This is a genomic window from Pseudomonas sp. ITEM 17296, assembly GCF_028895205.1.
In the GTDB taxonomy this organism is placed as follows: Bacteria; Pseudomonadota; Gammaproteobacteria; order Pseudomonadales; family Pseudomonadaceae; genus Aquipseudomonas; species Aquipseudomonas kermanshahensis.
In genome coordinates this window covers 36152-59794 of record NZ_WJRS01000017.1, presented here as the reverse complement: position 1 = coordinate 59794, position 23643 = coordinate 36152, and the positions used below count along the sequence as shown (strand labels likewise).

Below are 23643 nucleotides of genomic sequence, written 5' to 3'. Positions count from 1 at the left end.
AGGCCGCTGCAAGGCAGCGGCCGGAGTTTGTGCGGTGTTTCCTACACCGCGGCTCAAGACCGTTGGCGGTCTTGAGCTTAGCTTCAGCGGACGGTCAGTGCCTCGAGCTTGCCGCTGTTGCCAAAGACGTAGATGGTGTCGCCGACCACCAGGGGCCGGGCGCGCAGGCCATCGCTGTCGATTCGTTCACGGCCGACGAAGCGACCATCGACCTGGCTGAGCAGGTGCAGGTAACCCTCGAAGTCCCCGACAGCCACGTAGCTGGAGAACACTTCCGGTGCCGACAGCTGACGGCGAGCCATGGAATCGTTGGTCCACAGGGCGCTGGAAGAGCGCTCGTCGACGCTTTCAACGGTACCCGAGGCTTCGCTGACATAGACGTTACCGTAACCCTGGGCGACACCCACGTAGCTGGACGCATCACGCTGCCACAGCACGCGGCCGCTTTCCAGGTCCAGGCCCGCTACGCGGCCCTGGTAGGTGCTGACGTACAGGGTACCACCGGACAGCAGCAAGCCGCCGTCGATATCTACCACGCGGTCCAACTCGGAACGCCCCTGCGGGATGGCCACACGGCTCTCCCACACTGGCACGCCGTTGTTGATATCCACCGCGATCACTTTACCGGTGGACAGGCCGGCAACCGCCAGGCGGTTGGTCGCGATCGGTGCACCGGTGCCGCGCAGGGTCAGTACGGCCGGGGTGTTTTCGTAGATCCAGCGGCGGTCGCCGGTCGCGGCATCGAGGCCGATCAGGCGGTCGTCCTGGGTCTGCACCACCACCACGTCGCCGTTGTTGGCGGGCGGTGCCAGCACTTCACTGGTCACGCGCGAACGCCAGCGCTCTTCACCGGTGCTGGAGTCCAGCGCGATGACCTCGCCTTTGAGGGTGCCGAGCATGACCAGCCCGTAACCCACACCGACAGCGCCCGACACTTGCAGGTCCAGGTCTTTTTTCCACACCACGTCGCCGGTGATACGGTCGAGGGCGAAGACTTCGCCGTTGACGTCGGAGGCGTAGATACGGTCGTTTTCGATGGCCGGTACCAGGGTGTTGTACGTCTCGCCCTGGCCGTCACCGATCGAGCGGCTCCACTGCTTCTTCAGTACCACTTCCTCGGTGAACTTGGTCAGCTCGGCCGGGGGCAGTTCCTTCTTGCTGTTGCTGCTGCAACCCGCGGCCAGTACGGCCAGGGTCAGCACTGCTGCTTGTTTCCAACCGATCACGTCACGCGTCCCCTTTGGCCAAGTCATCCAGCTTCAGTTGCAGGCCACCGACCGCTGCTTCATCCGACAGCGAGGCCTTGGCTTTCTCATAAGCGCTGTGAGCATCGTCGGCGCGACCCAGCTGCACCAGCAGGTCACCCTTCAATTCTTCGCGGCTGGCCAGGAACGCCTTGTCGGCATCGCCGTCGAGCAGCTTGAGTGCCTCTTCGGCCTTGTCCTGGGCAGCCAGTACACGGGCCAGGCGCTGGCGCGAGATCTCGCCCAGGGTGGCATCGGCTGGCTTGTCCAACACAGCTTTGAGCTCGGCAGCGGCGTCGTCGAGCTTGCCGCTCTCGACCGCGACCTTGGCCACGAACAGGCTGCCGTACTGGGCGTAGGCGGTACCACCGAACTCGCTCTTGAGCTTGCCGGCCAGTTCCGCGACCTTGGTTGCGTCAGGCTGGCCACTCGGCGTCAGGCTGGTTTCAAGCAAAGCCTGGTACAGCTGCGAGGCACCTTGCGACTGGTTGTTCTGGTACTTGTGCCAGGTATTCCAGCCCAGTACCACCACACCGGCCAGCAACGCGCCCGTCAGCAGCGGCTTGCCGTTGCGGTTCCACCAGTCCTTGACCCCTGCCAGGTCATCATCATCGGTACTCGACACCCCAATACTCCTTTTCGCCTATTCGCTTGTTGGACCGCGTTACGCCTGTGCGACCGCGGTTTCCAGGTGCTCAGCCAGAGCATCCCAGGCAATGTTCTGTTGTTCGCCCTGACCACGCAGGGGCTTGAAGCCGATCGCTTGCTGGGCCAGCTCGTCGTCGCCAAGAATCAGGGCGAACAGCGCGCCGCTCTTGTCGGCTTTCTTGAACTGGCTCTTGAAGCTGCCACCCCCAGCGTTGACCACCAGGCGCAGGCCCGGCAGACGATCACGCAGGCGTTCGGACAGGCGCAGGCCAGCCAGCTCGGCCTGTTCGCCGAAGGCGCAGAGGTAGACATCGACCTGACGGCTGATCGACTCGGGCACCTTGCCCAGGGTCTCCAGCAGCAGAATCAGGCGCTCGATACCCATGGCGAAACCAACGCCGGTGGTCGGCTTGCCGCCCATCTGCTCGACCAGGCCGTCGTAGCGGCCACCGGCGCAGACAGTGCCCTGGGCGCCGAGCTTGTCGGTGACCCACTCGAACACGGTCTTGCTGTAGTAGTCCAGGCCACGCACCAGCTTGGTGTTGATCACGAACGGGATACCGGCAGCCTCCAGACGGGCCTTGAGGCCCTCGAAGTGCACGCGGGATTCTTCGTCCAGGTAATCTTCGAGCTTCGGCGCGCCAACCAGCACCGCCTGGGTGTTCTGGTCCTTGCTGTCGAGGATGCGCAGCGGGTTGCTCTTCAGGCGACGCTGGCTGTCTTCGTCCAGCTGCTCGAGGCGTGCCGAGAGGAACTCGACCAGCGCATCACGGTAGCGGGCACGGGCTTCGCTGGTACCCAGGCTGTTGAGCTCGAGCTTGACCGCGTCCTGGATGCCCAGCAGGCCCCACAGGCGCCAGGTCAGCATGATCAGCTCGGCGTCGATGTCCGGCCCGTCAAGGTTGAACACTTCTACGCCGATCTGGTGGAACTGGCGGTAGCGGCCCTTTTGTGGGCGCTCGTGGCGGAACATCTGGCCGATGTACCAGAGTTTCTGCACCTGGCCGTTGCCGGTGATGCCATGTTCCAGCACGGCACGCACACAGGCGGCAGTGCCTTCGGGGCGCAGGGTGAGCGAATCGCCGTTGCGGTCCTCGAAGGTGTACATCTCTTTTTCGACGATGTCGGTCACTTCACCGATGGAGCGCTTGAACAGCTCGGTGAACTCGACGATCGGCGTGCGGATCTGGCTGTACCCGTAGGTGTCCAGCAGGCCGGCCACGGTGCCCTCGAAGTAGCGCCACAGTGGCGACTGTTCAGGCAGGATGTCGTTCATGCCACGGATGGCTTGCAGCGATTTGCTCACGAAAAGTCCTTACGAATTCTGTGTGTCAGCCACGGGCGATCAGCGCCGCGTCGGCTTCGACCTTTTCGGCCGCTTTCTGGCGGATGAGTTTTTCGAGCTCATCGACCAGGTTGTCATTGGTCAGCTTCTGCGCCGGCTTGCCGTCGATGTAGATCAGGTTCGGCGTGCCGCCGGTCAGCCCTACGTGGGCTTCCTTGGCTTCGCCGGGGCCGTTGACCACGCAACCGATCACCGCGACGTCCAGCGGCACCAACAGGTCTTCCAGGCGCCCTTCCAGCTCGTTCATGGTCTTGACCACATCGAAGTTCTGCCGCGAGCAGCTTGGGCAGGCGATGAAGTTGATGCCACGCGAACGCAGATGCAGCGACTTGAGGATGTCGTAACCGACTTTCACTTCCTCGACCGGGTCAGCAGCCAGCGAGATACGAATGGTATCGCCGATGCCTTCGGCCAGCAGCATACCGAGGCCGACGGCGGATTTCACTGTCCCCGAGCGCAGGCCACCGGCTTCGGTGATGCCCAGGTGCAGGGGCTGGATGATCTGCTTGGCCAACAGGCGGTAGGCTTCGACGGCCATGAACACGTCGGAGGCCTTGACGCTGACTTTGAAGTCCTGGAAGTCCAGGCGGTCCAGGTGCTCGACATGGCGCAGCGCCGACTCGACCAGCGCGGCTGGGGTCGGTTCGCCGTACTTCTTCTGCAGGTCCTTTTCCAGGGAGCCTGCGTTGACGCCGATACGGATCGGGATACCGCGGTCGCGGGCCGCATCGACCACGGCACGCACACGGTCTTCACGGCCGATGTTGCCCGGGTTGATGCGCAGGCAGTCGACGCCCAGTTCGGCCACACGCAAGGCGATCTTGTAGTCGAAGTGAATGTCGGCAACCAGCGGCACGCTGACCCGTTGCTTGATGCGGCCGAAGGCCTCGGCGGCGTCCATGTCTGGCACCGAGACACGCACGATGTCGACACCGGCATCCACCAGGCGCTGGATCTGCCCGACGGTGGCATCGACATCGTTGGTGTCGGTGTTGGTCATGCTTTGTACCGCGATGGGCGCATCACCACCCACCGGCACATTGCCGACCCAGATTTTGCGGGATTCGCGACGTTTGATCGGAGATTCGCCGTGCATGACTTACTGTCCCAACTTCAGGCGAGCAGTCTCGCCACTTGTAAACGGAGCAACATCGACGGCCTGGCCGTTGTAGCTGACCTGCGCGCCACGGGCAAAGCCCAGGCGTACCGCGAACGGCGGCTTGCCGGTCAGCTCGAGGTTGTCGCCCTTGCGCTTGACGCCGCTGAACAGCACCTTGCCATTGCCGTCGTTGACTTGGGTCCAGCAATTGGCGCTGAACTGAATCGAGACACTGGCGCTACCGGCCGGCACTGCGACGGGCGCGGCGGGCACAGTGGCAGCGGGCGCGGTTGCAGCTGGCGCTGCCGGAGCAGGCGCAGGCGTTGGCGCAGTGGCTGCGGTGGCCGCTTGGGGCTGCTGAGCGGGGGCTGGTGTTACGGTTGCTGCAGGGGGCTGCGCAGCGCTGGCGGGTGCTTGCTCGGCAGCGGCGGCCGACTGTTCACCTGCGGGCTGCTCCAGCGGCAACGGGGCGCTCTCGGGTTGCTGGCCGGCGCTCACGGCCTGGTCTTCAGGCTCGTCCAGCGGGTGAATCTGCGTGGTGCCGTCGGCGCTCTCGACTTCGACGTGCTCCAGGGCGATCTTGGCCAGGTCCTTGCCACGCAGGCTGCCTTGGTCCTGCCACCAGACGAAGCCGCCACCGACTACCGCCACCAGCAGCAACAGGCTGACGCCGCGCAGGATGTTATGCGAGAGGCGTACAGGCTCTTCGATGCGGCCCAGCGAATGCACTTCGCTGCCTTTGGCGTGGGTGCCAGTGTAACGGTCGAAGGCCTCGACCAGCGTGGCTTGGTCCAGGTCCATCAGTTTGGCGTAGGCGCGGATATAACCACGGGCGAACGTGTGCCCGGGCAACTTGTCGAAGGCGCCGGTTTCAACGTGGTTCAACGAACTGACAGTGAGGTTGAGCTTGCGGGCCACCTCGGCTTGTGACCAGTCCCGCTTCTCACGGGCCTGACGCAAAAGCTCACCGGGGTTCTGGCCAGGCGCTACGGCTACTTCGGGATGCGCGGCGTTCATCGTTGCTCCGACAGGTATTGCTGATATTCCGGCGTACCGGGATAAAGTCGTTGTAATTGCTGGCCCAAATTGGCCAATGTGCCCTGCTCGTCGAACACCCGGGCAAGGCGGCTGCCCAGCAGGAGGCTACGGGCGTCGTGGTCGCTCAACTGGCTGAAACGATCGTAGTAGTCCAGGGACGGCACATAATGCCTGTTTTCGTAGGACAACTCAGCCATTTCCAGCAACGCCTTGGGTTGACGTGGGTTGAGTTGCAACGCTTTGAGCAGATAGGCGTGCGCCTGGTCTCGACGCTCGAGCTTCAGGGCGGTCAAGCCAAGGTTCTCGTACACGCGTGAGCGTTCAGGATACAGGGTATCGGCACTGGCCAGGCGAAACATCTGCTTGGCCTCGGCAAATCGCCCCTGAGCATAAAGGAAACTGCCGTAGTTGTTGCGAATTCGCGTATCGCCAGGGCGTGCCTGCAGGGCTTTTTGAAAGTGCTGCTCGGCCAGGGCCGGCTCACCTTCAGCCTGAAACACCAGCGCCAGCGCCGCATGCGCGCCGGCATCGCTGGCGTCCAGGGCAAGCGCCTTGCCCAGCGGGGCCTTGGCCTGTTCGGTCAAGCCTTGTTGCAAATAACCAAGCCCCAACTGCACATACGCCCTGCCCGCCTCTTGCCGCCCTTGGCGGCTGGCCAGCGGGTCACCCGCGCCGCCCGACACGCAGCCGGCCAGCAGCAAAAGCGCAAGGATCGACAGCGCGGCGCGCAGGGTCATGGCGAGTTCTCGGTCAGTGGCGCGCGGCGCTGTCTTGCAGCTCGGCGTCGGCAGAGAGCTGGCGCACGGCGATGTAGCGCTCACTGCGGCGGGTACGGTCGTTGACCTGGCCGACCAGCTGACCACAGGCGGCGTCGATGTCTTCACCACGGGTGGTACGGGTGGTGACGTTGAAACCACCGTGGTGGAGCAGGTCCTGGAAGCGGCGGATGGCGTTGTTGCTCGGCCGCTCGTAACCGGAATGCGGGAACGGGTTGAACGGGATCAGGTTGATCTTGCACGGCACGTCGCGCAGCAGTTCGATCATCTGCGCGGCATGTTCAGGCTGGTCGTTGACGTCCTTGAGCAGGGTGTACTCGACCGTCAACACGCGCTTGCCACCCAGGGTGGCCATGTAGCCCATGCACGACTCCAGCAGCACCTTCAGCGGGTACTTCTTGTTGATCGGCACCAGCTGGTTACGCAGCTCGTCGTTCGGCGCGTGCAGCGACAGGGCCAGCGACACGTCGATGTGCTTGGCCAGTTCGTCGATCATCGGCACCACGCCCGAGGTGGACAAGGTGACGCGACGTTTGGAAATGCCATAGCCCAGATCATCCATCATGATCTTCATGGCGGCGATGACATTGTCGAAGTTCAGCAAAGGCTCGCCCATGCCCATCATGACCACGTTGGTAATCGCGCGGTCGACTTTGGCCGGGACGGTCCCGAAAGATTTGTTGGCAAGCCACACCTGGCCAATCACTTCGGCGGCGGTGAGGTTGCTGTTGAAGCCTTGCTTGCCGGTGGAGCAGAAACTGCAGTCCAGGGCGCAGCCGGCTTGCGACGATACGCACAGTGTGCCGCGGTCGTCGGTAGGAATGTAGACGGTCTCGACGCAGCTGCCAGAGGCAACGCGGATCACCCATTTACGGGTGCCGTCGGCGGAAATGTCTTCACTGACCACTTCCGGTGGGCGAATTTCGGCAACAGCCTCGAGCTTTTCGCGCAAGGCCTTGCCGACGTTCGTCATGGCGGCGAAATCATCGACGCCAAAATGGTGAATCCATTTCATCACCTGGCCGGCACGGAAGCGCTTCTCCCCTATAGAGTCGAAGAATTGTTCCATTTCCGGCTGGGTCAGGCCCAACAGGTTGATTTTGCCAGTAGATGTCGTCATGGATTCACCCTCACCCGTAAGCTTTCGCTTAGCGAGTGGTTACCTCGGTAGCAGCGAAGAAGTAAGCGATTTCGCGAGCAGCAGCAGCTTCGGAGTCCGAACCGTGAACGGCGTTGGCGTCGATCGACTCGGCGAAGTCAGCACGGATGGTGCCGGCAGCAGCTTCTTTAGGGTTGGTAGCGCCCATCAGCTCACGGTTCAGAGCGATGGCGTTTTCGCCTTCCAGAACCTGAACAACAACCGGGCCGGAAGTCATGAAGGCAACCAGGTCGCCGAAGAAGCCGCGCTCGCTGTGCTCAGCGTAGAAGCCTTCGGCTTCGGCTTTGGACAGTTGCTTGATTTTCGAGGCAACGATTTTCAGGCCAGCTTCTTCGAAGCGAGTGGTGATCTTGCCGATGACGTTTTTGGCAACTGCGTCAGGCTTGATGATCGAGAAAGTACGTTGAACAGCCATGGAAAACTCCAGAAATATGAGTGTTGCGAAAAATTAAACCCGCGAATTATACGCGGGTTTCAGGGGATTGCCTAACCTGCAGCGACGCGCTTAGTCGGCTTCATCAATCCAGGCCGCCTGGATGGCCTCGAGCACTTTCTCACCGCCGCGTGACGGATCGTCGCTGAACTCTGGCAATGCCAGCACCCAGCGGTGCAGATCGACGAAATTCACATAACGAGGATCGACGTCCGGCTTGCTTTCTGCAAGCTGGATGGCGATCTCAAGTACATCAACCCATTTCAGACTCATGCAAAAATCCTCAGTGGGGCGCTTCGGCAGCGTGGTTGAGCGAATACTTGGGGATCTCGATGGTCAGGTCCTGGTCGGCGACGACCACCTGGCAGCCGAGGCGCGACTGGGCTTCCAGGCCCCAGGCCTTGTCCAGCATGTCCTCTTCCAGCTCGTCCGCTTCTTCCAGCGAGTCGAAACCTTTGCGAACAATACAGTGACAGGTGGTGCAGGCCTTGACCCCACCGCAAGCGCTTTCCATTTCGATGTGATGCTCGTGGGCCAGCTCCAGGATGTTGGTCCCAGGCTCGACCTCCACGGTCAGCCCTTCCGGGCAAAACTTCTCGTGCGGCAGGAATGTCACCAGCGGCATCGGTTACTCCTCGATCTCATTCAGGTTGCGCCCGGCCAGTGCGGCTTTGACCGTCGAATCAAGGCGACGGGCGGCAAATGCATCGGTCACCTGCGACAGACGCTTGGTCTGTTGCTCGATGGCGGGGCCATCGGTGCCGGTCAGCAAATCACGTAGTTCTTGCATCTGGAATTCGATGGCTTCGCGCTCTTCGCTGCTGAGCAGGCGCTCGCCATCGGCGTCCAGGGCGCCCTGTACCGCTTCGAGCAGGCGCTCACCGTCAACCTGGTGTTCACGCAGCTGACGGGCCTGCTTGTCGCTGCCTGCGTGCTCGAACGAATCCTTGAGCATGCGCGCGATCTCGCCGTCGGTCAGGCCGTAGGACGGCTTGACCTGAATGCTGGCTTCGACGCCCGAGCCCAGTTCGCGAGCAGCGACGCTGAGCAGGCCATCGGCATCGACCTGGAAGGTCACGCGGATTTTCGCCGCACCGGCGACCATCGCCGGGATGCCGCGCAGCTCGAAGCGCGCCAGCGAGCGGCAGTCGCTGATCAGCTCGCGCTCGCCTTGCAGGACGTGAATCATCATGGCCGACTGGCCATCTTTATAGGTGGTGAACTCTTGCGCACGCGCCACCGGAATGGTGGTGTTGCGCGGGATCACCTTCTCCATCAACCCGCCCATGGTCTCAAGGCCCAGGGACAGCGGGATGACGTCGAGTAGCAGCAACTCGCCACCTTCGCGGCGGTTGCCAGCCAGGGTGTCGGCCTGAATGGCAGCACCGATGGCCACCACCTGGTCAGGGTCGATCGAGGTCAACGGGGTACGGCCGAACAGTGTGCCAACAGCGTCACGCACACGTGGAACGCGGGTCGAACCACCGACCATGACCACTGCACCCACTTCTTCCAGCTCGACACCGCTGTCGCGCACGGCGCGGCGACAGGCTTTTAGGCTGCGAGCGATCAGCGGCTCGATCATGGTATCGAAGGCGGCCCGGCTGAGCTCACCCTGCCAGGCACCGTGGCTGACGCTGACCACGTCGGCGTCGGTCAGGGCTTCCTTGGCGGCGCAGGCGGCCTGCAGCAGCTGGCGCTGGGTACCCGGGTCGAGGTCGGAAGACAGCCCAGCCTGTTCAATGATCCAACCGGCAATCGCGTGGTCGAAATCATCGCCGCCCAGGGCGGTGTCGCCACCGGTGGCCAGGACTTCGAAGACGCCGGCCGTCAGGCGCAGGATGGAGATATCGAACGTGCCGCCACCCAGGTCATAGATGGCCACCACGCCTTCGGCGTTTTGGTCCAGGCCATAGGCCACGGCCGCTGCGGTCGGCTCGTTGAGCAGGCGCAACACATTGAGGCCGGCCAGGCGCGCGGCATCCTTGGTCGCTTGGCGCTGGGCGTCGTCGAAATAGGCTGGCACGGTAATCACCGCCCCCACCAAGTCGCCACCGAGGGTTTGCTCGGCGCGTTCGCGCAGCACCTTGAGGATGTCGGCCGACACTTCCACCGGGCTTTTCGGCCCTTGGACGGTATCGATGAACGGCATGTGCGACTCGCCGCCAATGAAGCGGTACGGCAGCTGCTCGCCCAACTGCTTGACGTCGGCCAGGCCGCGCCCCATCAGGCGCTTTACCGACAGCACGGTGTTCAAAGGGTCGCTGGAAGCGGCATCGCGCGCAGCCTGCCCGACTTCGCTGCGCCCTTCGAGGTAGCGCACCGCAGACGGCAAAATGACATTACCCTGCACATCAGGCAGGGGCTCGCTGCGACCGCTGCGAACGGCAGCGACCAGAGAATTGGTGGTACCCAGGTCGATACCCACCGCCAGGCGGCGCTGGTGCGGCTGAGGGCTTTGACCGGGTTCGGCGATCTGCAGTAGGGCCATGCTTATCTGAATACCTTAGGCGTCATCACGGGCAACGCCGGGTTAATCGTCGAGGCGCTCTTCCAGTTGGCGCACTTCTTGGGCGAGCTTGTCGAGGAACTGCATGCGGCGCATCAGGCGTTCGGCCTTCTCGCGCTCGGCAGGCACATCCCAGCAGGCGGCGAAATCCTCGTTCAGCGTGTCCTGCGCACCCTTGAGGCGCTTCTTGAACACGGCAACACCATCGAGGTCGGCTTCGTCCTGCAGCTCTTCAAGCTCTTCGCGCCACTGCATCTGCTGCAGCAGGAAGTCGGGGTCATGGACCGTGACTTCCTGGGGCACTTCGTGGCCACCGATTGCCAGCAAGTAGCGGGCTCGGCGCGGCGCACTGCGCAGCGTCTGGTAGGCGTCGTTGAGGGCCGCGGACTTCTCCAGGGCTACCCGCTGCTCGCGCTCGGAAGCGTCGGCAAAACGGTCAGGATGGACCTCGCGGGCCAGCTCGCGGTAGCGAGTGGCCAGCTTGTCGAGGTCCAGCCGGAAGCACGGCTGGAGATCAAACAGAGCGTAATGACAAGGAGTACCCACAGCCAGCCTCAGACGTTGAAGCTTTCGCCGCAGCCACACTCACCGCGCACGTTGGGGTTGTTGAACTTGAAGCCTTCGTTCAACCCTTCCTTGACGAAGTCGAGCTCGGTGCCATCGAGGTACACCAGGCTTTTCGGGTCGATGATGACCTTCACGCCGTGGTTCTCGAATACCTGGTCTTCGCCCGCCACTTCGTCGACGAACTCCAGCACATAGGCCAGGCCCGAGCAGCCGGTGGTGCGTACGGCCAGGCGAATGCCTTCACCCTTGCCGCGCCCTTCCAGGGAACGCCGCACGTGGTTGGCGGCGGCTTCTGTCATGCTGATAGCCATCAGAACTCCTTACCTCGCAACAGGCGACTTAGATCAAGCCTTTCTTCTGCTTGTAATCGCGAACGGCTGCCTTGATGGCATCCTCGGCGAGTACCGAGCAGTGGATCTTGACCGGCGGCAACGCCAATTCTTCAGCCAGCTGGGTGTTCTTGATGGTTTCGGCTTCGTCCAGGGTCTTGCCCTTCATCCACTCGGTGGCGAGGGAGCTGGAAGCGATAGCCGAACCGCAGCCGTAGGTCTTGAACTTGGCGTCTTCGATGACGCCCTGCTCGTTGACCTTGATCTGCAGGCGCATCACGTCACCGCAGGCCGGCGCGCCGACCATGCCGGTACCGACGTCCGGGTCTTCGGCATTCATCTTGCCGACGTTGCGCGGGTTTTCGTAGTGGTCGATGACCTTTTCACTGTATGCCATGGTGCAATTCCTTCCTCATCAGGGAGCCGCTCTTGCCGGCGACTGCTTAGTGGGCGGCCCACTCGATCTTGGAGATGTCAACGCCGTCTTTGTACATGTCCCACAGCGGCGACAGCTCACGCAGTTTGTTAACGGCCTCGCAGACTTTCTGCGCGGCGTAGTCGACTTCTTCTTCGGTGGTGAAGCGGCCGAAGGAGAAGCGGATCGAGCTGTGCGCCAGCTCGTCGTTACGGCCCAGAGCGCGCAGTACATACGACGGCTCGAGCGAAGCGGAGGTACAGGCCGAACCGGACGATACGGCGATGTCTTTCAGGGACATCAGCAGCGACTCGCCTTCGACGTAGTTGAAGCTCAGGTTCAGGTTGTGCGGTACGCGGGCAGTCTGGCTGCCGTTGACGTACAGCTCTTCAAGGTCCGAGACCTGCTTGAAGAAGCGGTCGCTCAGGGCCTTGATGCGAGCGTTCTCGCTGGCCATTTCCTGCTTGGCAATGGCGAAGGCTTCGCCCATGCCGACGATCTGGTGAGTCGGCAAGGTGCCCGAACGCATGCCGCGCTCATGGCCACCACCGTGGATGATCGCTTCCAGACGCACACGCGGCTTGCGGCTGACGTACAGCGCGCCGATACCTTTAGGGCCGTAGACCTTGTGCGCCGAGAACGACATCAGGTCGACTTTCAGTTTTTGCAGGTCGATTTCAACCTTGCCGGCCGACTGGGCGGCATCGACGTGGAACAGCACGCCGCGGGCGCGGGTCAGCTCACCGATGGCGGCGATGTCGTTGATCGAGCCAACTTCGTTGTTGACGTGCATCAGCGAGACCAGAATGGTGTCGTCGCGCAGCACGGCTTCGACCATGGCCGGGGTGACGATGCCGTCTTCGCCTGGCTCGAGGTAGGTGACTTCGAAACCTTCACGCTCGAGCTGGCGAGCGGTATCCAGGACCGCCTTGTGCTCGATCTTGGAGGTGATGATGTGCTTGCCCTTGGTCTGATAGAAGTGCGCGACACCTTTGAGTGCGAGGTTGTCGGACTCGGTGGCACCGCTGGTCCAGACGATTTCGCGCGGATCGGCGTTGATCAGCTCGGCGACCTGGCGACGACCGTTCTCGACCGCTTCTTCGGCTTTCCAGCCGAATACGTGGGAGCGCGAAGCCGGGTTACCGAAGTTCCCGTCAACCAGCAGGCAGTCAGCCATCTTCTGGGCGACACGGGGATCGACCGGGGTGGTCGCGGAGTAATCGAGGTAGATCGGCAACTTCATGGATATCTCCTATCAGGCGGTGGCGTCGCTCGTCGCTGTCATAACGGTCAGTCGACGGCGGACGTCTCAATCTTGTCCAACTGGGCGGATCGGCCTGCGACACGACGCAGGTCCTGGCGCTGGGCGACTTCCTGCACCTCACGGCGCTTGACGAGGTCGGCCAAGCTGATGCCGCTGAGGAATTCATGGATCTGCTGGCTGAGATCGCACCACAAGTGGTGGGTCAGGCAGGTGTCACCGGCATGGCAATCCCCAAGGCCTTGGCAACGGGTGGCATCGACCGATTCGTTGACCGCGTCGATGACCTGGGCCACCTGGATGGTTTCCATGCCTCGCGACAGCTGATAGCCACCGCCTGGACCGCGCACACTGGATACCAGGCTGCTGCGGCGCAGCTTGGCGAACAGCTGCTCCAGATAAGAGAGGGAAATGCCCTGGCGCTCGGAAATGTCGGCCAAAGACACCGGCCCATGCTGCGCGTGCAACGCCAGGTCAAGCATGGCTGTCACGGCGTATCGGCCTTTGGTAGTCAGTCGCATGGCTATTGGGTACCACGGGAGTTACAGGATGTGAGCGAGTATGCGATTCCCGAGCATTTAAGTCAACTATAAGACCTACTGCTTTAGTCGGGTTTTGCATCGGGAGGCGGCCGCGATTGTAGCAGACGAGGGGCGTGCGCACACGCCCCGTATGTCACTATGATTTCAGCGCGGCGCGATCAATGCGACTGAGTGTCGCGCTGGGCGACCTGGGCAACTTCGGTGAAGTCATCTTCCGGCAGCGCCGGCAACTCCTTGGCGCAGTAATCGCTACCCATCTTGGTCAGCGCACCGCACATGCCCTCCAGGCGCTCATCGACCGCCTGCAGGTGGTCGAGCATCTGGCCGATGGCACGCGCGACCGGGTCAGGCATGTCGCCACTGACGCCGTAGGCATCGAAGCCGATCTTCTCGGCCATGGCCTTGCGCCGGGCTTCGACTTCGGTCTCTTCGCTCTTGACGATAATACGCCCCGGGATACCGACGGCAGTCGCCCCCGCCGGCACAGCCTTGGTCACCACCGCATTGGAGCCGATCTTGGCCCCGGCGCCGACAGTGAACGGCCCCAGCACCTTGGCCCCCGCGCCTACCACCACGCCGTTTTCCAGGGTTGGGTGGCGCTTGCCTTTGTTCCAGCTGGTGCCGCCCAGGGTGACGCCTTGGTAAAGGGTGACATCGTCGCCAATCTCAGCGGTCTCGCCGATGACGATGCCCATGCCGTGGTCAATGAAGAAGCGGCGGCCGATGGTGGCACCGGGGTGGATCTCGATCCCGGTCATCCAGCGGCCGAAGTTCGACACCAGCCGGGCCAGCCATTTGAAATCACGTTTCCACAAGGCATTACCCAACCGGTGCAGCCAGATGGCGTGCATGCCCGGGTAGCAGGTCAGTACCTCGAAGGCATTGCGCGCGGCGGGGTCACGGTGGAATACGCTTTGAATATCTTCACGCAGACGTTCGAACATCTGTCAGCCCTTCCTTTTATGCGGTTCGCCCCGAGCCACTTTCTGGGTCTCGGTGAGGATGCCGCGCAAAATGCTCATTTCCGGACGCTCGACCGAGCTTCGCCCATACAACCGGCGCAGGCGCGCCATCAGGTGCTTGGGCTTCTCGGGGTCAAGGAAGCCGATGTCCACCAGGGTCTTTTCCAGGTGGTCATAGAACAGCTCCATTTCGTCCATGGTCGCCAGCTCGCTGGCGTCGACCTTCTCGACTTTGGCCGGTGCATCCTCGGCCGCCAGCCAAGCCATGCGCACCTCATAAGAGAGCACCTGGACAGCGGCGGCCAGATTCAGCGAGCTGAAGTCGGGGTTCGAGGGAATGTGCACGTGGAAGTGACATCGCTGCAGTTCTTCGTTGGTCAGGCCGGCGTGTTCACGCCCGAACACCAAGGCGATTTCCTCGCCGCCCAGCGCATGCTCCACGGCCTTGGCCCCGCATTCTCGAGGGCCGATCAACGGCCAAGGGATACTGCGCTCGCGGGCACTGGTGCCCATGACCAGGTTACAGCCGACCAACGCCTGCTCAAGGCTGTCGACGACCTGGGCATTGCTCAGCACATCGTCGGCACCGGAGGCACGTGCACTGGCTTCGGCCGCAGGGAACTCTTTCGGCTGCACCAGCACCAGGCGCGACAAGCCCATGTTTTTCATGGCACGTGCAGCGCCGCCGATGTTGCCGGGGTGGCTGGTATTGACCAGAACAACACGAATATTTTGCAGCACGGTGTTGTGCTCTCAGAGGCTGATATCAGGGCCTTCGATCTTACAGAACCGACGGACGTAACGCCATGAAAGCAAATGTGACACTTCTGCCGTCAAAGATTTCTGCTAGAATGATCGGCTTTCTTCTTTAACATCTCCAGGTGACCCGCCCATGCAGCCTATGCTGAATATCGCCCTGCGCGCCGCTCGCAGCGCCAGTGAACTGATTTTCCGCTCCATCGAACGCCTGGATAGCATCAAGGTCGATGAGAAAGAGGCCAAGGATTACGTTTCCGAAGTCGATCGCGCCGCCGAGCAGAAAATCGTCGACGCCCTGCGCAAAGCCTACCCGAACCACTCCATCCAGGGTGAAGAGACCGGCATGCACGCGGGCACCGGCGAAGAAGGCAAGGACTACCTGTGGATCATCGATCCGCTGGACGGCACCACCAACTTCCTGCGCGGCATCCCTCACTTCGCCGTCAGCATCGCCTGCAAATACCGTGGTCGCCTTGAGCACGCCGTGGTGCTCGACCCGGTTCGCCAGGAAGAATTCACCGCCAGCCGTGGCCGCGGCGCCCAGCTCAATGGCCGTCGCCTGCGCGTCAGCTCGCGCACCAGCCTGGAAGGCGCCCTGCTGGGTACCGGCTTCCCGTTCCGTGACAACCAAATGGCCGACCTGGACAACTACCTGGGCATGTTCCGCGCCCTGACTGGCCAGACCGCCGGCATCCGCCGCGCAGGTTCCGCCAGCCTGGACCTGGCCTACGTCGCCGCCGGCCGCTTCGATGCCTTCTGGGAGTCGGGCCTGGCCGAGTGGGACATGGCTGCAGGCGTACTGCTGATTCAAGAAGCAGGCGGCCTGGTAAGCGACTTCAACGGTGGCCACGACTTCCTCGACAAAGGCCACATCGTCGCCGGCAACATCAAGTGCTTTAAAGCGGTATTGACGGCTATTCAGCCGCACCTGCCAGAGAGCATGAAGCGCTAAGCGCTGGCTGTATTAGAAAAGCACCCCTCGGGGTGCTTTTTTTATGGGCGCTATAAGTGTGCTGTGCATGGCGAGGGACATACAACTTGATGGCAAGTCAGCGTGAATACACCCGGCGTCTATTCAATGGCAGTTGCTATTGATTGCCGCCTCCAAGGCCGCCGTGGTTTTATCATTCAATTCAATGCGCAGTGCCACCGCGCGTTCAACGCCAATTTGCAATGCCGGACCGAAACGACTGATATCCAGGCCCAGGCGAATCAACATCTTCTCCACACCCACCGTGGTCACGGTGACGAACTGTTTCACCTCACAACTGATGGCGTAGTTGACGATGGCGTGAATCGCTTGCGTGGTGCCTTGGGAGAAGCCGAACCGGTTGCCGTCTGGCAGCTCGATGGCGAAGCGGCTCAGCTCCCAGATCGCGTCGGAGCACGGCGCTGGGTGCCCATGCAGCAGCTCTGGGAAGGTGTGCGCCAGCATGTTAGGGCCGGTCGTCGGCAGTATGCGCCAGCAGCCACACACATAACCCGCCTCGTCCTCGCGGTTGATGATCATGTAATAGGGGTCGAGCGCATCATACCCGTCGATTTCCATGTCGTTGATCAGTGGGATGTCCCACATCTTTTTAACCTTGAAAATACGCGCCCGAAGTTTGTGCATCGCATTCAGCGCTTGTGGGTCGATGTTAGTGCGGCGATCAATGGAGATAAGCATAGGGGCAAATACCGGCAGGGGTTGGAGTTGCCGCCCACGGTATATTCACGCTGAATAAATAAAATCCTACCTAATTTGGGAGGTGGCCGAAGTTACTCGGGCTTGTTAATTTTTCGGCTTTTGCAGGATGGATTCCGGATGAAGCTACTCAATACCTCCGCCGTACGCGAGGTCGCCCATCAAGCCATCAGCCTGCGCCTGGGCCTCAAGCAGAGCCAGACCGAGTTCTGGTCGCGCTTTGGCATCAGCCAGGCCTGTGCCAGCCGCATCGAATGCACCAGCCAAGTGCCTGCGCCGGTGTACATTCTGCTGCGCCTGTACCTCAGCGGCCGCCTTGAGGAGAGCGACCTGGCCCAACGCCCACAGTGATACTCAGGGCGTGATCGACTTCTGCTGGATGGCCTTGAGCACCGCCATCTGGCGTGAGCTGACCTGGAACTTGCGGCGGATGTTCTTGAAGTGGAAGTCGATGGCCGAGGTCGTGCACGACAAGATCATCGAGATTTCCCAGGTAGTCTTGCCCGCCGCGCTCCACTGCAGCACCTCTTTCTCCCGGGTGGTCAGGTGCACAGGTTCGGAGCATTCAATGCGTGCCCTGAGCATCCCTTCCATCGCGTAATCGCGCAGCAGGGTTGCCATGGGCAAGGACTGGATCATTGCAGCAGTCGCCTGCTCGCCGCTCTCATCCGGCTTGAGGCACAGCATGCCCGCCTCGCCCCGCGGGCCATGCAGGGGCAGCGCCAGCCCTTGCTGCAACCCGTGCGCTGCGGCTTCTTCGAAGAACTCCGACTCTGAGGGCCCCCGATAGTTGTCGCGGTTCCACAGCAGTGGCCGGTTGGCGTTCAGGCAATGCTGAACGACCGGGTCGACTGCCGCGTAAGACTCGGCGTCGTAACGCGTACGCCAGGCATCGGGGTAATCACTGTAGATCAGCACCTGCTGACAAGCGTCCGTGGGGGCAGGTTTGAGGCCGATCAAAAAGTTCGAGTAACCCAGCTTGCGGGTCAGGATTTTCAGGTGAGCCAGCCAGTCCTCAAAGCGCTCCATTTCGCCGAGTTTCAGCAGCTCATCCATTACCAGTAGGGCCATTCCCTTCCTCGTAGGCACCGTTTGACGGTGGTCTCATGGCGAGACGACACGCGAGGGAATATCGACTCCCTCATTCAGGTGGGTCGATAAGATAGTTACGTGGCACTTTGAAATCAACGTGCGAATTGTGCCTGCCGACGAGTTACCCACCCGACGCAGGCGGTCGAAGACAGTAATAAAACTGCCAGGCGCACCACAACCTCCCTGTTCTGGGAGGTACCAGGCGCCGCGCGCAGCCTATTAACTAGCGTGGCACCAGCCTGCATCCGGCAGGCTGCACCGCTTTGCACATGGACGGCAAGGGAAGACACCTGAAGCTGTAGTTCGGCTGCCCCTCAAGGAGACCCCTGCATGTTCCAGCAACAGTTCTTCAGCATGGTTGCACGCCATCGCGACCACCCGGCGATCGTCGACAGCCATGGCAAGACCCGCAGCTACGGCGAACTGCTGCATGATATCGATCAATTGCGCGCCAGGCTGCACGCCGCAGGCCTGCGCGAAGGCGACGTGGTTGCCACCCAACTGGGCAACAGTAGCGGTTATGTCGCTCTGTTGTTCGCCATGGCCAGCCTGGGGCTGATTCATTGCCCTATAAGCGTGGCCAGCAGCATCCACCAGCGCGCCATGCGCCTGGGCCAGGTCGGTGCCGCCCTGCTGGTGACCGAAGCCGGCATCGTGCCGGCGGGCCTGGGCATCCCTGGCTTTACCCTGCACTCGCCGACACCCGTCAACCTCAAGACACCCGCCTGGCGTGACTGCGCCGGCTTGATGCGTATGCAGGAAACGTCCGGCAGCACCGGGGCTCCCAAACTTGCACTGTGGCGCCAGGACAGGCTGTACCGAGAAATCATGCACTGGGTCGATAGCGCCGGCCTCGATGCCAGCGCGCGTTACCTGAGCATCCACACCCTCGATGGCGGGCATGCGGTGGACCTGCATGTGTTCCCGGCCTTGCTGACCGGCGCCACGCTGTACCTGGGCGATGCCACCCAGGTCGAGAACACCCTGCAAACCCTGCACGAACAACGCATCAGCGTGATGAGCGCGTTGCCGTCACAGTACCTTGCGCTGGCCCAGGCCGCGCAAAGCCGCGGCATTCGCCTGCCAGCACTGAGCAAACCGTTCTGTGGTGGGGCCTACCTGGATGACCATGTGGTGCTGGAGTGCGAACGCCACTTAGGTGTGCACCTGAAGCGGATCTATGGTTCGACGGAATTTGGCATGGTCCTGGCCAACTTCGCGCCTGGGCTGCAAGTGGGTTGCGGCATGCGCCCGGTGGGTGATGTCGAGGTCACATTGAAAGCGTTGGACCCTGCGCAACCGGAGGTCGGCGAAATCATCGCGCGCTCCGCACACCGCGGCTCGGGGTACTTCCCACCTCCCCCCATTCCCTGCGAGGACCAAGCCTACGCAACCGGCGATATCGCCCGGCGCCTGGCCGACGGCAGCCTGATGCCCATGGGGCGTGCGACCGATGCCCTGCTGACGAAACAAGGCACCCAGTTCGCACCGGCCCTCGAAGCGCAGATTGCACAGGCCATGAAATTCGAACGGGTGGTGATACTGGTCGACGAGCACGATCGTCGACGCGCCCAGGTGGTGGTGCAAGCCAACATCGCTGACGCCCAGGAGCGGTTGAATGAGCTGAGCGGGGGGCTGGACCGATTGGGAATCAGTGCCAGCGTCACAGTGCTCGAGCGAACACCCTTAACCCCCACCGGCAAGCCGGACCGCGTCAGGCTTCGCAAGCTGCTAGCCGCTCACCCAGTGATGTAGAAGCAGCCTTGTGCTGCGAAGAAGGGGCCAACTGTAGGAGCAGCCTTGTGCTGCGAAGAGGCCGGTAAAGCACAGTAGATCTAGGTGTTTTCACCGGCCTCTTCGCAGCACAAGGCTGCTCCTACAAGGGACTTCAGATACAAGGGATTTCAGCAGATGGCGATCACTGCCCGGCCTGATTCTCGCTGAGGATCAGCTTGCCATTCTTGTCCACGGGAATGGTCGAACCAGGCTCGTGGTCCATCTTCACCTGCCCCACCTGATCACCAATGGTGTACTTCACGTTATACCCAACGACCTTGTCGCTGATGTCGTGGACTGTGTTGCAGCGGGTTTGCGTCGTGGTGTAGGTATCACGCTCTTGCATGCCTTCCTGCACCTTGTTACCGGCATAACCACCACCGACCGCACCGGCCACGGTGGCGATCTTCTTGCCGGTACCGCCGCCGATCTGGTTACCCAGCAGGCCGCCGGCCAGCGCACCCACCACCGTACCTGCGATCTGGTGCTGGTCCTTGACCGGCGCCTGACGCGTCACGGTGACGTCCTTGCAGACTTCACGCGGCGTCTTCACTTGCTGCTTGATTGGCTGCACGTCGGTGACCTGGGCGTACTCAGGCCCTTTGTTCACCAAGCTGTAGGTCGCCACAGCACCTCCGGCAGTTACACCGACAGCACCCAGCACCGCACCCACCAGCATTGATTTATTCACGTGAACCTCCTGATCATACCCGCGGGACTTGGCCCGCCTTCTCCTTGCCTTGGAGCAAAAAAAAAGGCGCGAGTTCAATACTCGCGCCTCTTGATTCGCCAAACGGCGTAGGAAAAGCCCTTACGGACGCTCGTCCACACCCTCAGCCTTGGCTGGCGGAATCAGGTCTTCGCTGTTCAGGTTCAGCCAGATCAGTACCACGTTGGCGATGTAGATCGACGAGTAGGTACCGGCCATGACGCCGATGAACAGTGCCAGCGAGAAGCCGAACAGGTTGTCACCACCGAAGAACAGCAGCGCAGCGATGGCCAGCAAGGTCGACACCGAGGTGGCGATGGTACGCAGCAGGGTCTGGGTGGTCGAGACGTTGATGTTCTCGATCAGCGACGCCTTGCGCATCACGCGGAAGTTCTCACGCACCCGGTCGAATACGACGATGGTGTCGTTGAGCGAGTAACCGATGATCGCCAGCACCGCCGCCAATACCGTCAGGTCGAAGGTGATCTGGAAGAACGACAGAATACCCAGCGTCACCACCACGTCGTGGATCAGCGAGATGATCGCGCCCACGGCGAACTTCCACTGGAAGCGGAAGGCCAGGTAGATAAGGATGCCGCCCAGGGCCAGGAGCATGCCCATGCCACCCTGGTCACGCAGCTCTTCACCCACCTGCGGGCCAACGAACTCGACGCGCTTGAGCGTAGCCGGGTTGTCGCCGCCGGCCTTCTGCAACGCCTCGGCAACCTTGCTGCCCAATTGCGGGTCATCGCCCGGCATACGCACCAACAGATCGGTGGTAGCGCCGAAGCTCTGCACCACAGCCTCGTGGAAACCGGACTCGACCAGCTCGGCACGTACCGCCTTGAGGTCGGCCGGGCGCTCGTAGGTCAGCTCGATCAGCGTACCGCCGGTGAAGTCCAAGCCGAAGTTCAGGCCCTTCTGCCACCAGCTGAACAACGCCAGGACGGTGAGGAGCACAGTGATGGCGAACGCGACATTGCGCACGCCCATGAAGTTGATGGTTTTCATCGCAGCTCCCTCAAACCCACAGCTTCTTGATGTCACGCCCGCCACAGGTCAGGTTGACCATAGCGCGGGTCACCATGACGGCGGTGAACATCGAGGTGAAAATCCCGAGGGACATGGTGACCGCAAAGCCCTTGACCGGGCCAGTACCCATGGCGAACAGGATGCCGCCGACCAGCAGGCTGGTCAGGTTGGCGTCGATGATCGCGGTATAGGCGCGGTTGAAACCTTCGTGAATGGCGCGCTGCACCGACATGCCAGCTTTGAGCTCCTCGCGGATACGCGAGAAGATCAGCACGTTGGCGTCTACCGCCATACCCATGGTCAACACGATACCGGCAATACCCGGCAGGGTCAGGGTTGCACCCAGCAGCGACATCAGCGCCAGCAGCAGCACCATGTTGCCCGCCAGGGCGACCGTGGCGATCACGCCGAAGCCGCGGTAGATGGCGATGATGAACAGCGAGACGAACAGCATGCCCCACAACGACGCATCGATACCCTTGGTGATGTTGTCCGCACCCAGGCTTGGGCCAATGGTACGTTCTTCAGCGAAGTACATCGGCGCGGCCAGACCACCGGCACGCAGCAGCAGCGCCAGCTCGGACGATTCGCCCTGGCCGTTCAGGCCGGTGATACGGAACTGGCTGCCCAGTGGCGACTGGATGGTCGCCAGGCTGATGATCTTTTTCTCTTCCTGGAAGCTCTGTACCGGCACTTCCTTCTCGACGCCGTCGACCGTCTGCTTGACGTAGCGAGTGACGGGCTTCTGCTCGATGAAGATCACCGCCATGCTGCGGCCGACGTTGCTGCGCGTGGCGCGGCTCATCAGCTCGCCGCCGTGGCCATCCAGGCGGATGTTCACTTGCGGGCGGCCATGCTCGTCGAAGCTGGCCTGGGCGTCGGTGACCTGGTCACCGGTGATGATCAGGCCACGCTCGACCGGGGCGGAACGGCCGCCCTCACGGAACTCGAAGACCTCGGTGGTCGCCTTGGACGCACCCGGCTCGGCACCGAAGCGGAACTCCAGGTTGGCCGTCTTGCCGAGGATACGCTTGGCTTCGGCAGTGTCCTGCACGCCTGGCAGCTCGACCACGATACGGTTGGCGCCTTGGCGCTGAACCAGCGGCTCGGCCACGCCCAGTTCGTTGACACGGTTGCGGACGGTGGTCAGGTTCTGCTTGATCGAGTATTCGCGGATCTCGGCGACTTTCGCCTGAGTCAGCGCCAGACGCAGCACAGCGAGGTCATTACGCTCGGTGGCGGTCAGGTCGAAATCACTGAAATTCTTGCGGATCAGGGCACGTGCCTGCTCGCGGGTTGCATCGTCAGAGAAGCCCAGCATGATGCCGCCATCCTGCTGAGGCAGGCTGCGGTAGCGGATGCGCTCTTTGCGCAGGAGGGTTTTGACCTCGCCTTCATAGACCTTCATGCGGGCGCTCATGGCCTTGTCCATGTCCACTTCCAACAGGAAGTGCACACCACCGGACAGGTCCAGGCCCAGTTTCATCGGGCTTGCACCCAGGTTGCGCAGCCATTGCGGAGTGGTCTGTGCCAGGTTCAGGGCCACGACGTAATCATCGCCCAGTGCCTTGCGCACTACATCCTTGGCTGGAAGCTGGTCTTCCTGGTTGGTCAGGCGAATCAGCGCACTGCCCTTCTCACCCAGGCTGCCGCCCTTGACGGTAATACCGGCATCGGTCAGCGCCTTGGTGACGCGATCGAGGTCGGCCTGGCTTACCTGCAGCGCCGAACTGGCACCACTGACTTGCACCGCCGGGTCATCCGGGTAGAGGTTGGGAGCGGAATAAATAAAACCGATCGCCAGTACCAGCAAGATCAGTGCGTATTTCCACAGAGGGTATTTGTTCAGCATCACGCCGCCCGTTCAAGACGCGGGGCGCGTTGCGCGCCCCGACTGGAAAAATAAAACCGGTAACTCAGATAGCCTTGAGCGTACCTTTTGGCAGGGTCGCGGCGATGGCGCCCTTCTGGAACTTCAGCTCGACGGTGTCGGACACTTCCAGCACCACGAAGTCATCGGTAACTTTGACGATTTTGCCGGCGATGCCGCCATTGGTGACAACTTCGTCACCTTTCTGCAAGTTGCCCAGCAGGTTCTTCTGCTCTTTGGCGCGCTTGGCCTGTGGACGCCAGATCATCAGGTAGAAGATGACCAGGAAGCCGACCAGGAAGATCCATTCAAAACCGGTACCGGCTGGGCCGGCGGCTGGTGCAGCTGCGTCCGCGTAAGCGGCGGGAATCAGAAAGCTCATGAGGCACTC

At 61.9% G+C, this 23643-nt stretch carries 27 protein-coding genes; 3 read left to right on the top strand and 24 right to left on the bottom strand.

Annotation, left to right across the window (positions count from 1 at the left end):
- Positions 1 to 83: 83 nt before the first annotated feature.
- From bamB to trmJ, 18 genes are all read right to left on the bottom strand, one after another.
- Entirely contained in the window at positions 84 to 1226 is a 1143-nt protein-coding gene (gene bamB, locus GIB19_RS18530) for an outer membrane protein assembly factor BamB (RefSeq protein ID WP_027595553.1), read from the bottom strand.
- A 1-nt stretch (position 1227) separates the two neighbouring features.
- Positions 1228 to 1869 carry a tetratricopeptide repeat protein gene (locus tag GIB19_RS18525; RefSeq protein ID WP_027595552.1) on the bottom strand — a complete coding sequence of 214 codons (642 nt, stop codon included), beginning with the start codon at positions 1867 to 1869 and terminating at the stop codon, positions 1228 to 1230.
- 39 nt (positions 1870 to 1908) lie between these two features.
- Positions 1909 to 3198: a histidine--tRNA ligase gene (gene hisS / locus GIB19_RS18520; protein WP_027595551.1), complete on the bottom strand. Its 1290-nt coding sequence runs from the start codon at positions 3196 to 3198 to the stop codon at positions 1909 to 1911.
- A gap of 25 nt (positions 3199 to 3223) precedes the next feature.
- Positions 3224 to 4333 carry a flavodoxin-dependent (E)-4-hydroxy-3-methylbut-2-enyl-diphosphate synthase gene (gene ispG, locus GIB19_RS18515; RefSeq protein ID WP_027595550.1) on the bottom strand — a complete coding sequence of 370 codons (1110 nt, stop codon included), beginning with the start codon at positions 4331 to 4333 and terminating at the stop codon, positions 3224 to 3226.
- A 3-nt stretch (positions 4334 to 4336) separates the two neighbouring features.
- Entirely contained in the window at positions 4337 to 5353 is a 1017-nt protein-coding gene (locus tag GIB19_RS18510; protein ID WP_274887516.1) for a RodZ domain-containing protein, read from the bottom strand.
- Positions 5350 to 6111 (bottom strand): type IV pilus biogenesis/stability protein PilW, encoded by a 762-nt coding sequence (gene pilW, locus GIB19_RS18505; RefSeq protein WP_186675549.1) that lies wholly within the window; start codon positions 6109 to 6111, stop codon positions 5350 to 5352. The genes GIB19_RS18510 and pilW overlap by 4 nt, the downstream gene beginning before the upstream one ends.
- 13 nt (positions 6112 to 6124) lie before the next feature.
- Positions 6125 to 7270, bottom strand: coding sequence for a 23S rRNA (adenine(2503)-C(2))-methyltransferase RlmN (gene rlmN, locus GIB19_RS18500; protein ID WP_027595547.1), 1146 nt, complete (start codon positions 7268 to 7270; stop codon positions 6125 to 6127).
- Positions 7271 to 7298: 28 nt separating this feature from the next.
- Positions 7299 to 7724, bottom strand: coding sequence for a nucleoside-diphosphate kinase (gene ndk, locus GIB19_RS18495; protein ID WP_012316140.1), 426 nt, complete (start codon positions 7722 to 7724; stop codon positions 7299 to 7301).
- A 90-nt stretch (positions 7725 to 7814) separates the two neighbouring features.
- Positions 7815 to 8015, bottom strand: coding sequence for a Fe-S cluster assembly protein IscX (iscX, locus tag GIB19_RS18490; RefSeq protein WP_024762959.1), 201 nt, complete (start codon positions 8013 to 8015; stop codon positions 7815 to 7817).
- Positions 8016 to 8025: 10 nt separating this feature from the next.
- Positions 8026 to 8367 carry an ISC system 2Fe-2S type ferredoxin gene (fdx, locus tag GIB19_RS18485; protein WP_027595546.1) on the bottom strand — a complete coding sequence of 114 codons (342 nt, stop codon included), beginning with the start codon at positions 8365 to 8367 and terminating at the stop codon, positions 8026 to 8028.
- Between the two features lie 3 nt (positions 8368 to 8370).
- Entirely contained in the window at positions 8371 to 10233 is a 1863-nt protein-coding gene (gene hscA / locus GIB19_RS18480) for a Fe-S protein assembly chaperone HscA (protein WP_099428371.1), read from the bottom strand.
- A 42-nt stretch (positions 10234 to 10275) separates the two neighbouring features.
- Positions 10276 to 10797, bottom strand: a complete 522-nt coding sequence (gene hscB, locus GIB19_RS18475; protein ID WP_027595544.1) for a co-chaperone HscB — start codon at positions 10795 to 10797, stop codon at positions 10276 to 10278.
- An 8-nt stretch (positions 10798 to 10805) separates the two neighbouring features.
- Entirely contained in the window at positions 10806 to 11129 is a 324-nt protein-coding gene (gene iscA / locus GIB19_RS18470) for an iron-sulfur cluster assembly protein IscA (RefSeq protein WP_027595543.1), read from the bottom strand.
- Positions 11130 to 11157: 28 nt separating this feature from the next.
- Complete coding sequence (iscU, locus tag GIB19_RS18465) at positions 11158 to 11544, bottom strand: Fe-S cluster assembly scaffold IscU (RefSeq protein ID WP_003248539.1); 387 nt, start codon at positions 11542 to 11544, stop codon at positions 11158 to 11160.
- 46 nt (positions 11545 to 11590) lie between these two features.
- On the bottom strand, positions 11591 to 12805 hold the full coding sequence (locus tag GIB19_RS18460; protein ID WP_027595542.1) for an IscS subfamily cysteine desulfurase: 1215 nt from the start codon (positions 12803 to 12805) through the stop codon (positions 11591 to 11593).
- A 47-nt stretch (positions 12806 to 12852) separates the two neighbouring features.
- Positions 12853 to 13344 (bottom strand): Fe-S cluster assembly transcriptional regulator IscR, encoded by a 492-nt coding sequence (gene iscR, locus GIB19_RS18455; RefSeq protein WP_027595541.1) that lies wholly within the window; start codon positions 13342 to 13344, stop codon positions 12853 to 12855.
- Positions 13345 to 13523: 179 nt separating this feature from the next.
- Positions 13524 to 14309 (bottom strand): serine O-acetyltransferase, encoded by a 786-nt coding sequence (gene cysE / locus GIB19_RS18450; protein ID WP_027595540.1) that lies wholly within the window; start codon positions 14307 to 14309, stop codon positions 13524 to 13526.
- Positions 14310 to 14312: 3 nt separating this feature from the next.
- On the bottom strand, positions 14313 to 15068 hold the full coding sequence (trmJ, locus tag GIB19_RS18445; RefSeq protein ID WP_027595539.1) for a tRNA (cytosine(32)/uridine(32)-2'-O)-methyltransferase TrmJ: 756 nt from the start codon (positions 15066 to 15068) through the stop codon (positions 14313 to 14315).
- Positions 15069 to 15219: 151 nt separating this feature from the next.
- On the opposite strand from trmJ, the gene suhB reads away from it, so the two are divergent.
- Positions 15220 to 16038, top strand: a complete 819-nt coding sequence (gene suhB / locus GIB19_RS18440) for a type III secretion system regulator SuhB (RefSeq protein ID WP_027595538.1) — start codon at positions 15220 to 15222, stop codon at positions 16036 to 16038.
- A gap of 123 nt (positions 16039 to 16161) precedes the next feature.
- Here suhB and GIB19_RS18435 read toward each other — a convergent pair whose 3' ends face one another.
- Positions 16162 to 16755 (bottom strand): acyl-homoserine-lactone synthase, encoded by a 594-nt coding sequence (locus GIB19_RS18435; protein WP_027595537.1) that lies wholly within the window; start codon positions 16753 to 16755, stop codon positions 16162 to 16164.
- Between the two features lie 138 nt (positions 16756 to 16893).
- Between GIB19_RS18435 and GIB19_RS18430 the strand changes: the two genes are divergently transcribed.
- The gene (locus GIB19_RS18430; protein ID WP_027595536.1) at positions 16894 to 17124 is read left to right on the top strand and encodes a hypothetical protein; all 231 of its coding nucleotides are present in this window, start codon (positions 16894 to 16896) and stop codon (positions 17122 to 17124) included.
- A 3-nt stretch (positions 17125 to 17127) separates the two neighbouring features.
- Here the strand turns inward: GIB19_RS18430 and GIB19_RS18425 are convergent, their stop codons facing one another.
- Complete coding sequence (locus tag GIB19_RS18425; protein WP_265969318.1) at positions 17128 to 17844, bottom strand: LuxR family transcriptional regulator; 717 nt, start codon at positions 17842 to 17844, stop codon at positions 17128 to 17130.
- A 351-nt stretch (positions 17845 to 18195) separates the two neighbouring features.
- Here GIB19_RS18425 and GIB19_RS18420 point away from each other — a divergent pair, with 351 nt between their 5' ends.
- Entirely contained in the window at positions 18196 to 19620 is a 1425-nt protein-coding gene (locus GIB19_RS18420) for a class I adenylate-forming enzyme family protein (protein WP_099428368.1), read from the top strand.
- 163 nt (positions 19621 to 19783) lie between these two features.
- Here the strand turns inward: GIB19_RS18420 and GIB19_RS18415 are convergent, their stop codons facing one another.
- The 4 genes from GIB19_RS18415 to yajC form a co-directional block, all read right to left on the bottom strand.
- Entirely contained in the window at positions 19784 to 20332 is a 549-nt protein-coding gene (locus GIB19_RS18415) for a glycine zipper 2TM domain-containing protein (protein WP_027595533.1), read from the bottom strand.
- 120 nt (positions 20333 to 20452) lie between these two features.
- Positions 20453 to 21361 (bottom strand): protein translocase subunit SecF, encoded by a 909-nt coding sequence (secF, locus tag GIB19_RS18410; RefSeq protein ID WP_027595532.1) that lies wholly within the window; start codon positions 21359 to 21361, stop codon positions 20453 to 20455.
- 10 nt (positions 21362 to 21371) lie between these two features.
- Positions 21372 to 23234 carry a protein translocase subunit SecD gene (gene secD, locus GIB19_RS18405; protein ID WP_027595531.1) on the bottom strand — a complete coding sequence of 621 codons (1863 nt, stop codon included), beginning with the start codon at positions 23232 to 23234 and terminating at the stop codon, positions 21372 to 21374.
- 64 nt (positions 23235 to 23298) lie between these two features.
- Entirely contained in the window at positions 23299 to 23634 is a 336-nt protein-coding gene (gene yajC, locus GIB19_RS18400; RefSeq protein WP_027595530.1) for a preprotein translocase subunit YajC, read from the bottom strand.
- Positions 23635 to 23643 lie beyond the last annotated feature (9 nt).

Excerpts from the sequence above, each read along its gene's own strand:
- suhB (WP_027595538.1), top strand. The coding sequence starts at position 15,220 with ATGCAGCCTATGCTGAATATCGCCCTGCGCGCCGCTCGCAGCGCCAGT.
- iscX (WP_024762959.1), bottom strand. The coding sequence starts at position 8,015 with ATGAGTCTGAAATGGGTTGATGTACTTGAGATCGCCATCCAGCTTGCA.
- secF (WP_027595532.1), bottom strand. The coding sequence starts at position 21,361 with ATGAAAACCATCAACTTCATGGGCGTGCGCAATGTCGCGTTCGCCATC.
- cysE (WP_027595540.1), bottom strand. The coding sequence starts at position 14,309 with ATGTTCGAACGTCTGCGTGAAGATATTCAAAGCGTATTCCACCGTGAC.
- secD (WP_027595531.1), bottom strand. The coding sequence starts at position 23,234 with ATGCTGAACAAATACCCTCTGTGGAAATACGCACTGATCTTGCTGGTA.
- GIB19_RS18420 (WP_099428368.1), top strand. The coding sequence starts at position 18,196 with ATGTTCCAGCAACAGTTCTTCAGCATGGTTGCACGCCATCGCGACCAC.
- pilW (WP_186675549.1), bottom strand. The coding sequence starts at position 6,111 with ATGACCCTGCGCGCCGCGCTGTCGATCCTTGCGCTTTTGCTGCTGGCC.
- GIB19_RS18460 (WP_027595542.1), bottom strand. The coding sequence starts at position 12,805 with ATGAAGTTGCCGATCTACCTCGATTACTCCGCGACCACCCCGGTCGAT.
- GIB19_RS18435 (WP_027595537.1), bottom strand. The coding sequence starts at position 16,755 with ATGCTTATCTCCATTGATCGCCGCACTAACATCGACCCACAAGCGCTG.
- GIB19_RS18510 (WP_274887516.1), bottom strand. The coding sequence starts at position 5,353 with ATGAACGCCGCGCATCCCGAAGTAGCCGTAGCGCCTGGCCAGAACCCC.
- iscU (WP_003248539.1), bottom strand. The coding sequence starts at position 11,544 with ATGGCATACAGTGAAAAGGTCATCGACCACTACGAAAACCCGCGCAAC.
- hscA (WP_099428371.1), bottom strand. The coding sequence starts at position 10,233 with ATGGCCCTACTGCAGATCGCCGAACCCGGTCAAAGCCCTCAGCCGCAC.
- GIB19_RS18425 (WP_265969318.1), bottom strand. The coding sequence starts at position 17,844 with ATGGCCCTACTGGTAATGGATGAGCTGCTGAAACTCGGCGAAATGGAG.
- ndk (WP_012316140.1), bottom strand. The coding sequence starts at position 7,724 with ATGGCTGTTCAACGTACTTTCTCGATCATCAAGCCTGACGCAGTTGCC.
- fdx (WP_027595546.1), bottom strand. The coding sequence starts at position 8,367 with ATGCCGCTGGTGACATTCCTGCCGCACGAGAAGTTTTGCCCGGAAGGG.
- iscR (WP_027595541.1), bottom strand. The coding sequence starts at position 13,344 with ATGCGACTGACTACCAAAGGCCGATACGCCGTGACAGCCATGCTTGAC.
- rlmN (WP_027595547.1), bottom strand. The coding sequence starts at position 7,270 with ATGACGACATCTACTGGCAAAATCAACCTGTTGGGCCTGACCCAGCCG.
- ispG (WP_027595550.1), bottom strand. The coding sequence starts at position 4,333 with ATGCACGGCGAATCTCCGATCAAACGTCGCGAATCCCGCAAAATCTGG.
- iscA (WP_027595543.1), bottom strand. The coding sequence starts at position 11,129 with ATGGCTATCAGCATGACAGAAGCCGCCGCCAACCACGTGCGGCGTTCC.
- GIB19_RS18430 (WP_027595536.1), top strand. The coding sequence starts at position 16,894 with ATGAAGCTACTCAATACCTCCGCCGTACGCGAGGTCGCCCATCAAGCC.
- yajC (WP_027595530.1), bottom strand. The coding sequence starts at position 23,634 with ATGAGCTTTCTGATTCCCGCCGCTTACGCGGACGCAGCTGCACCAGCC.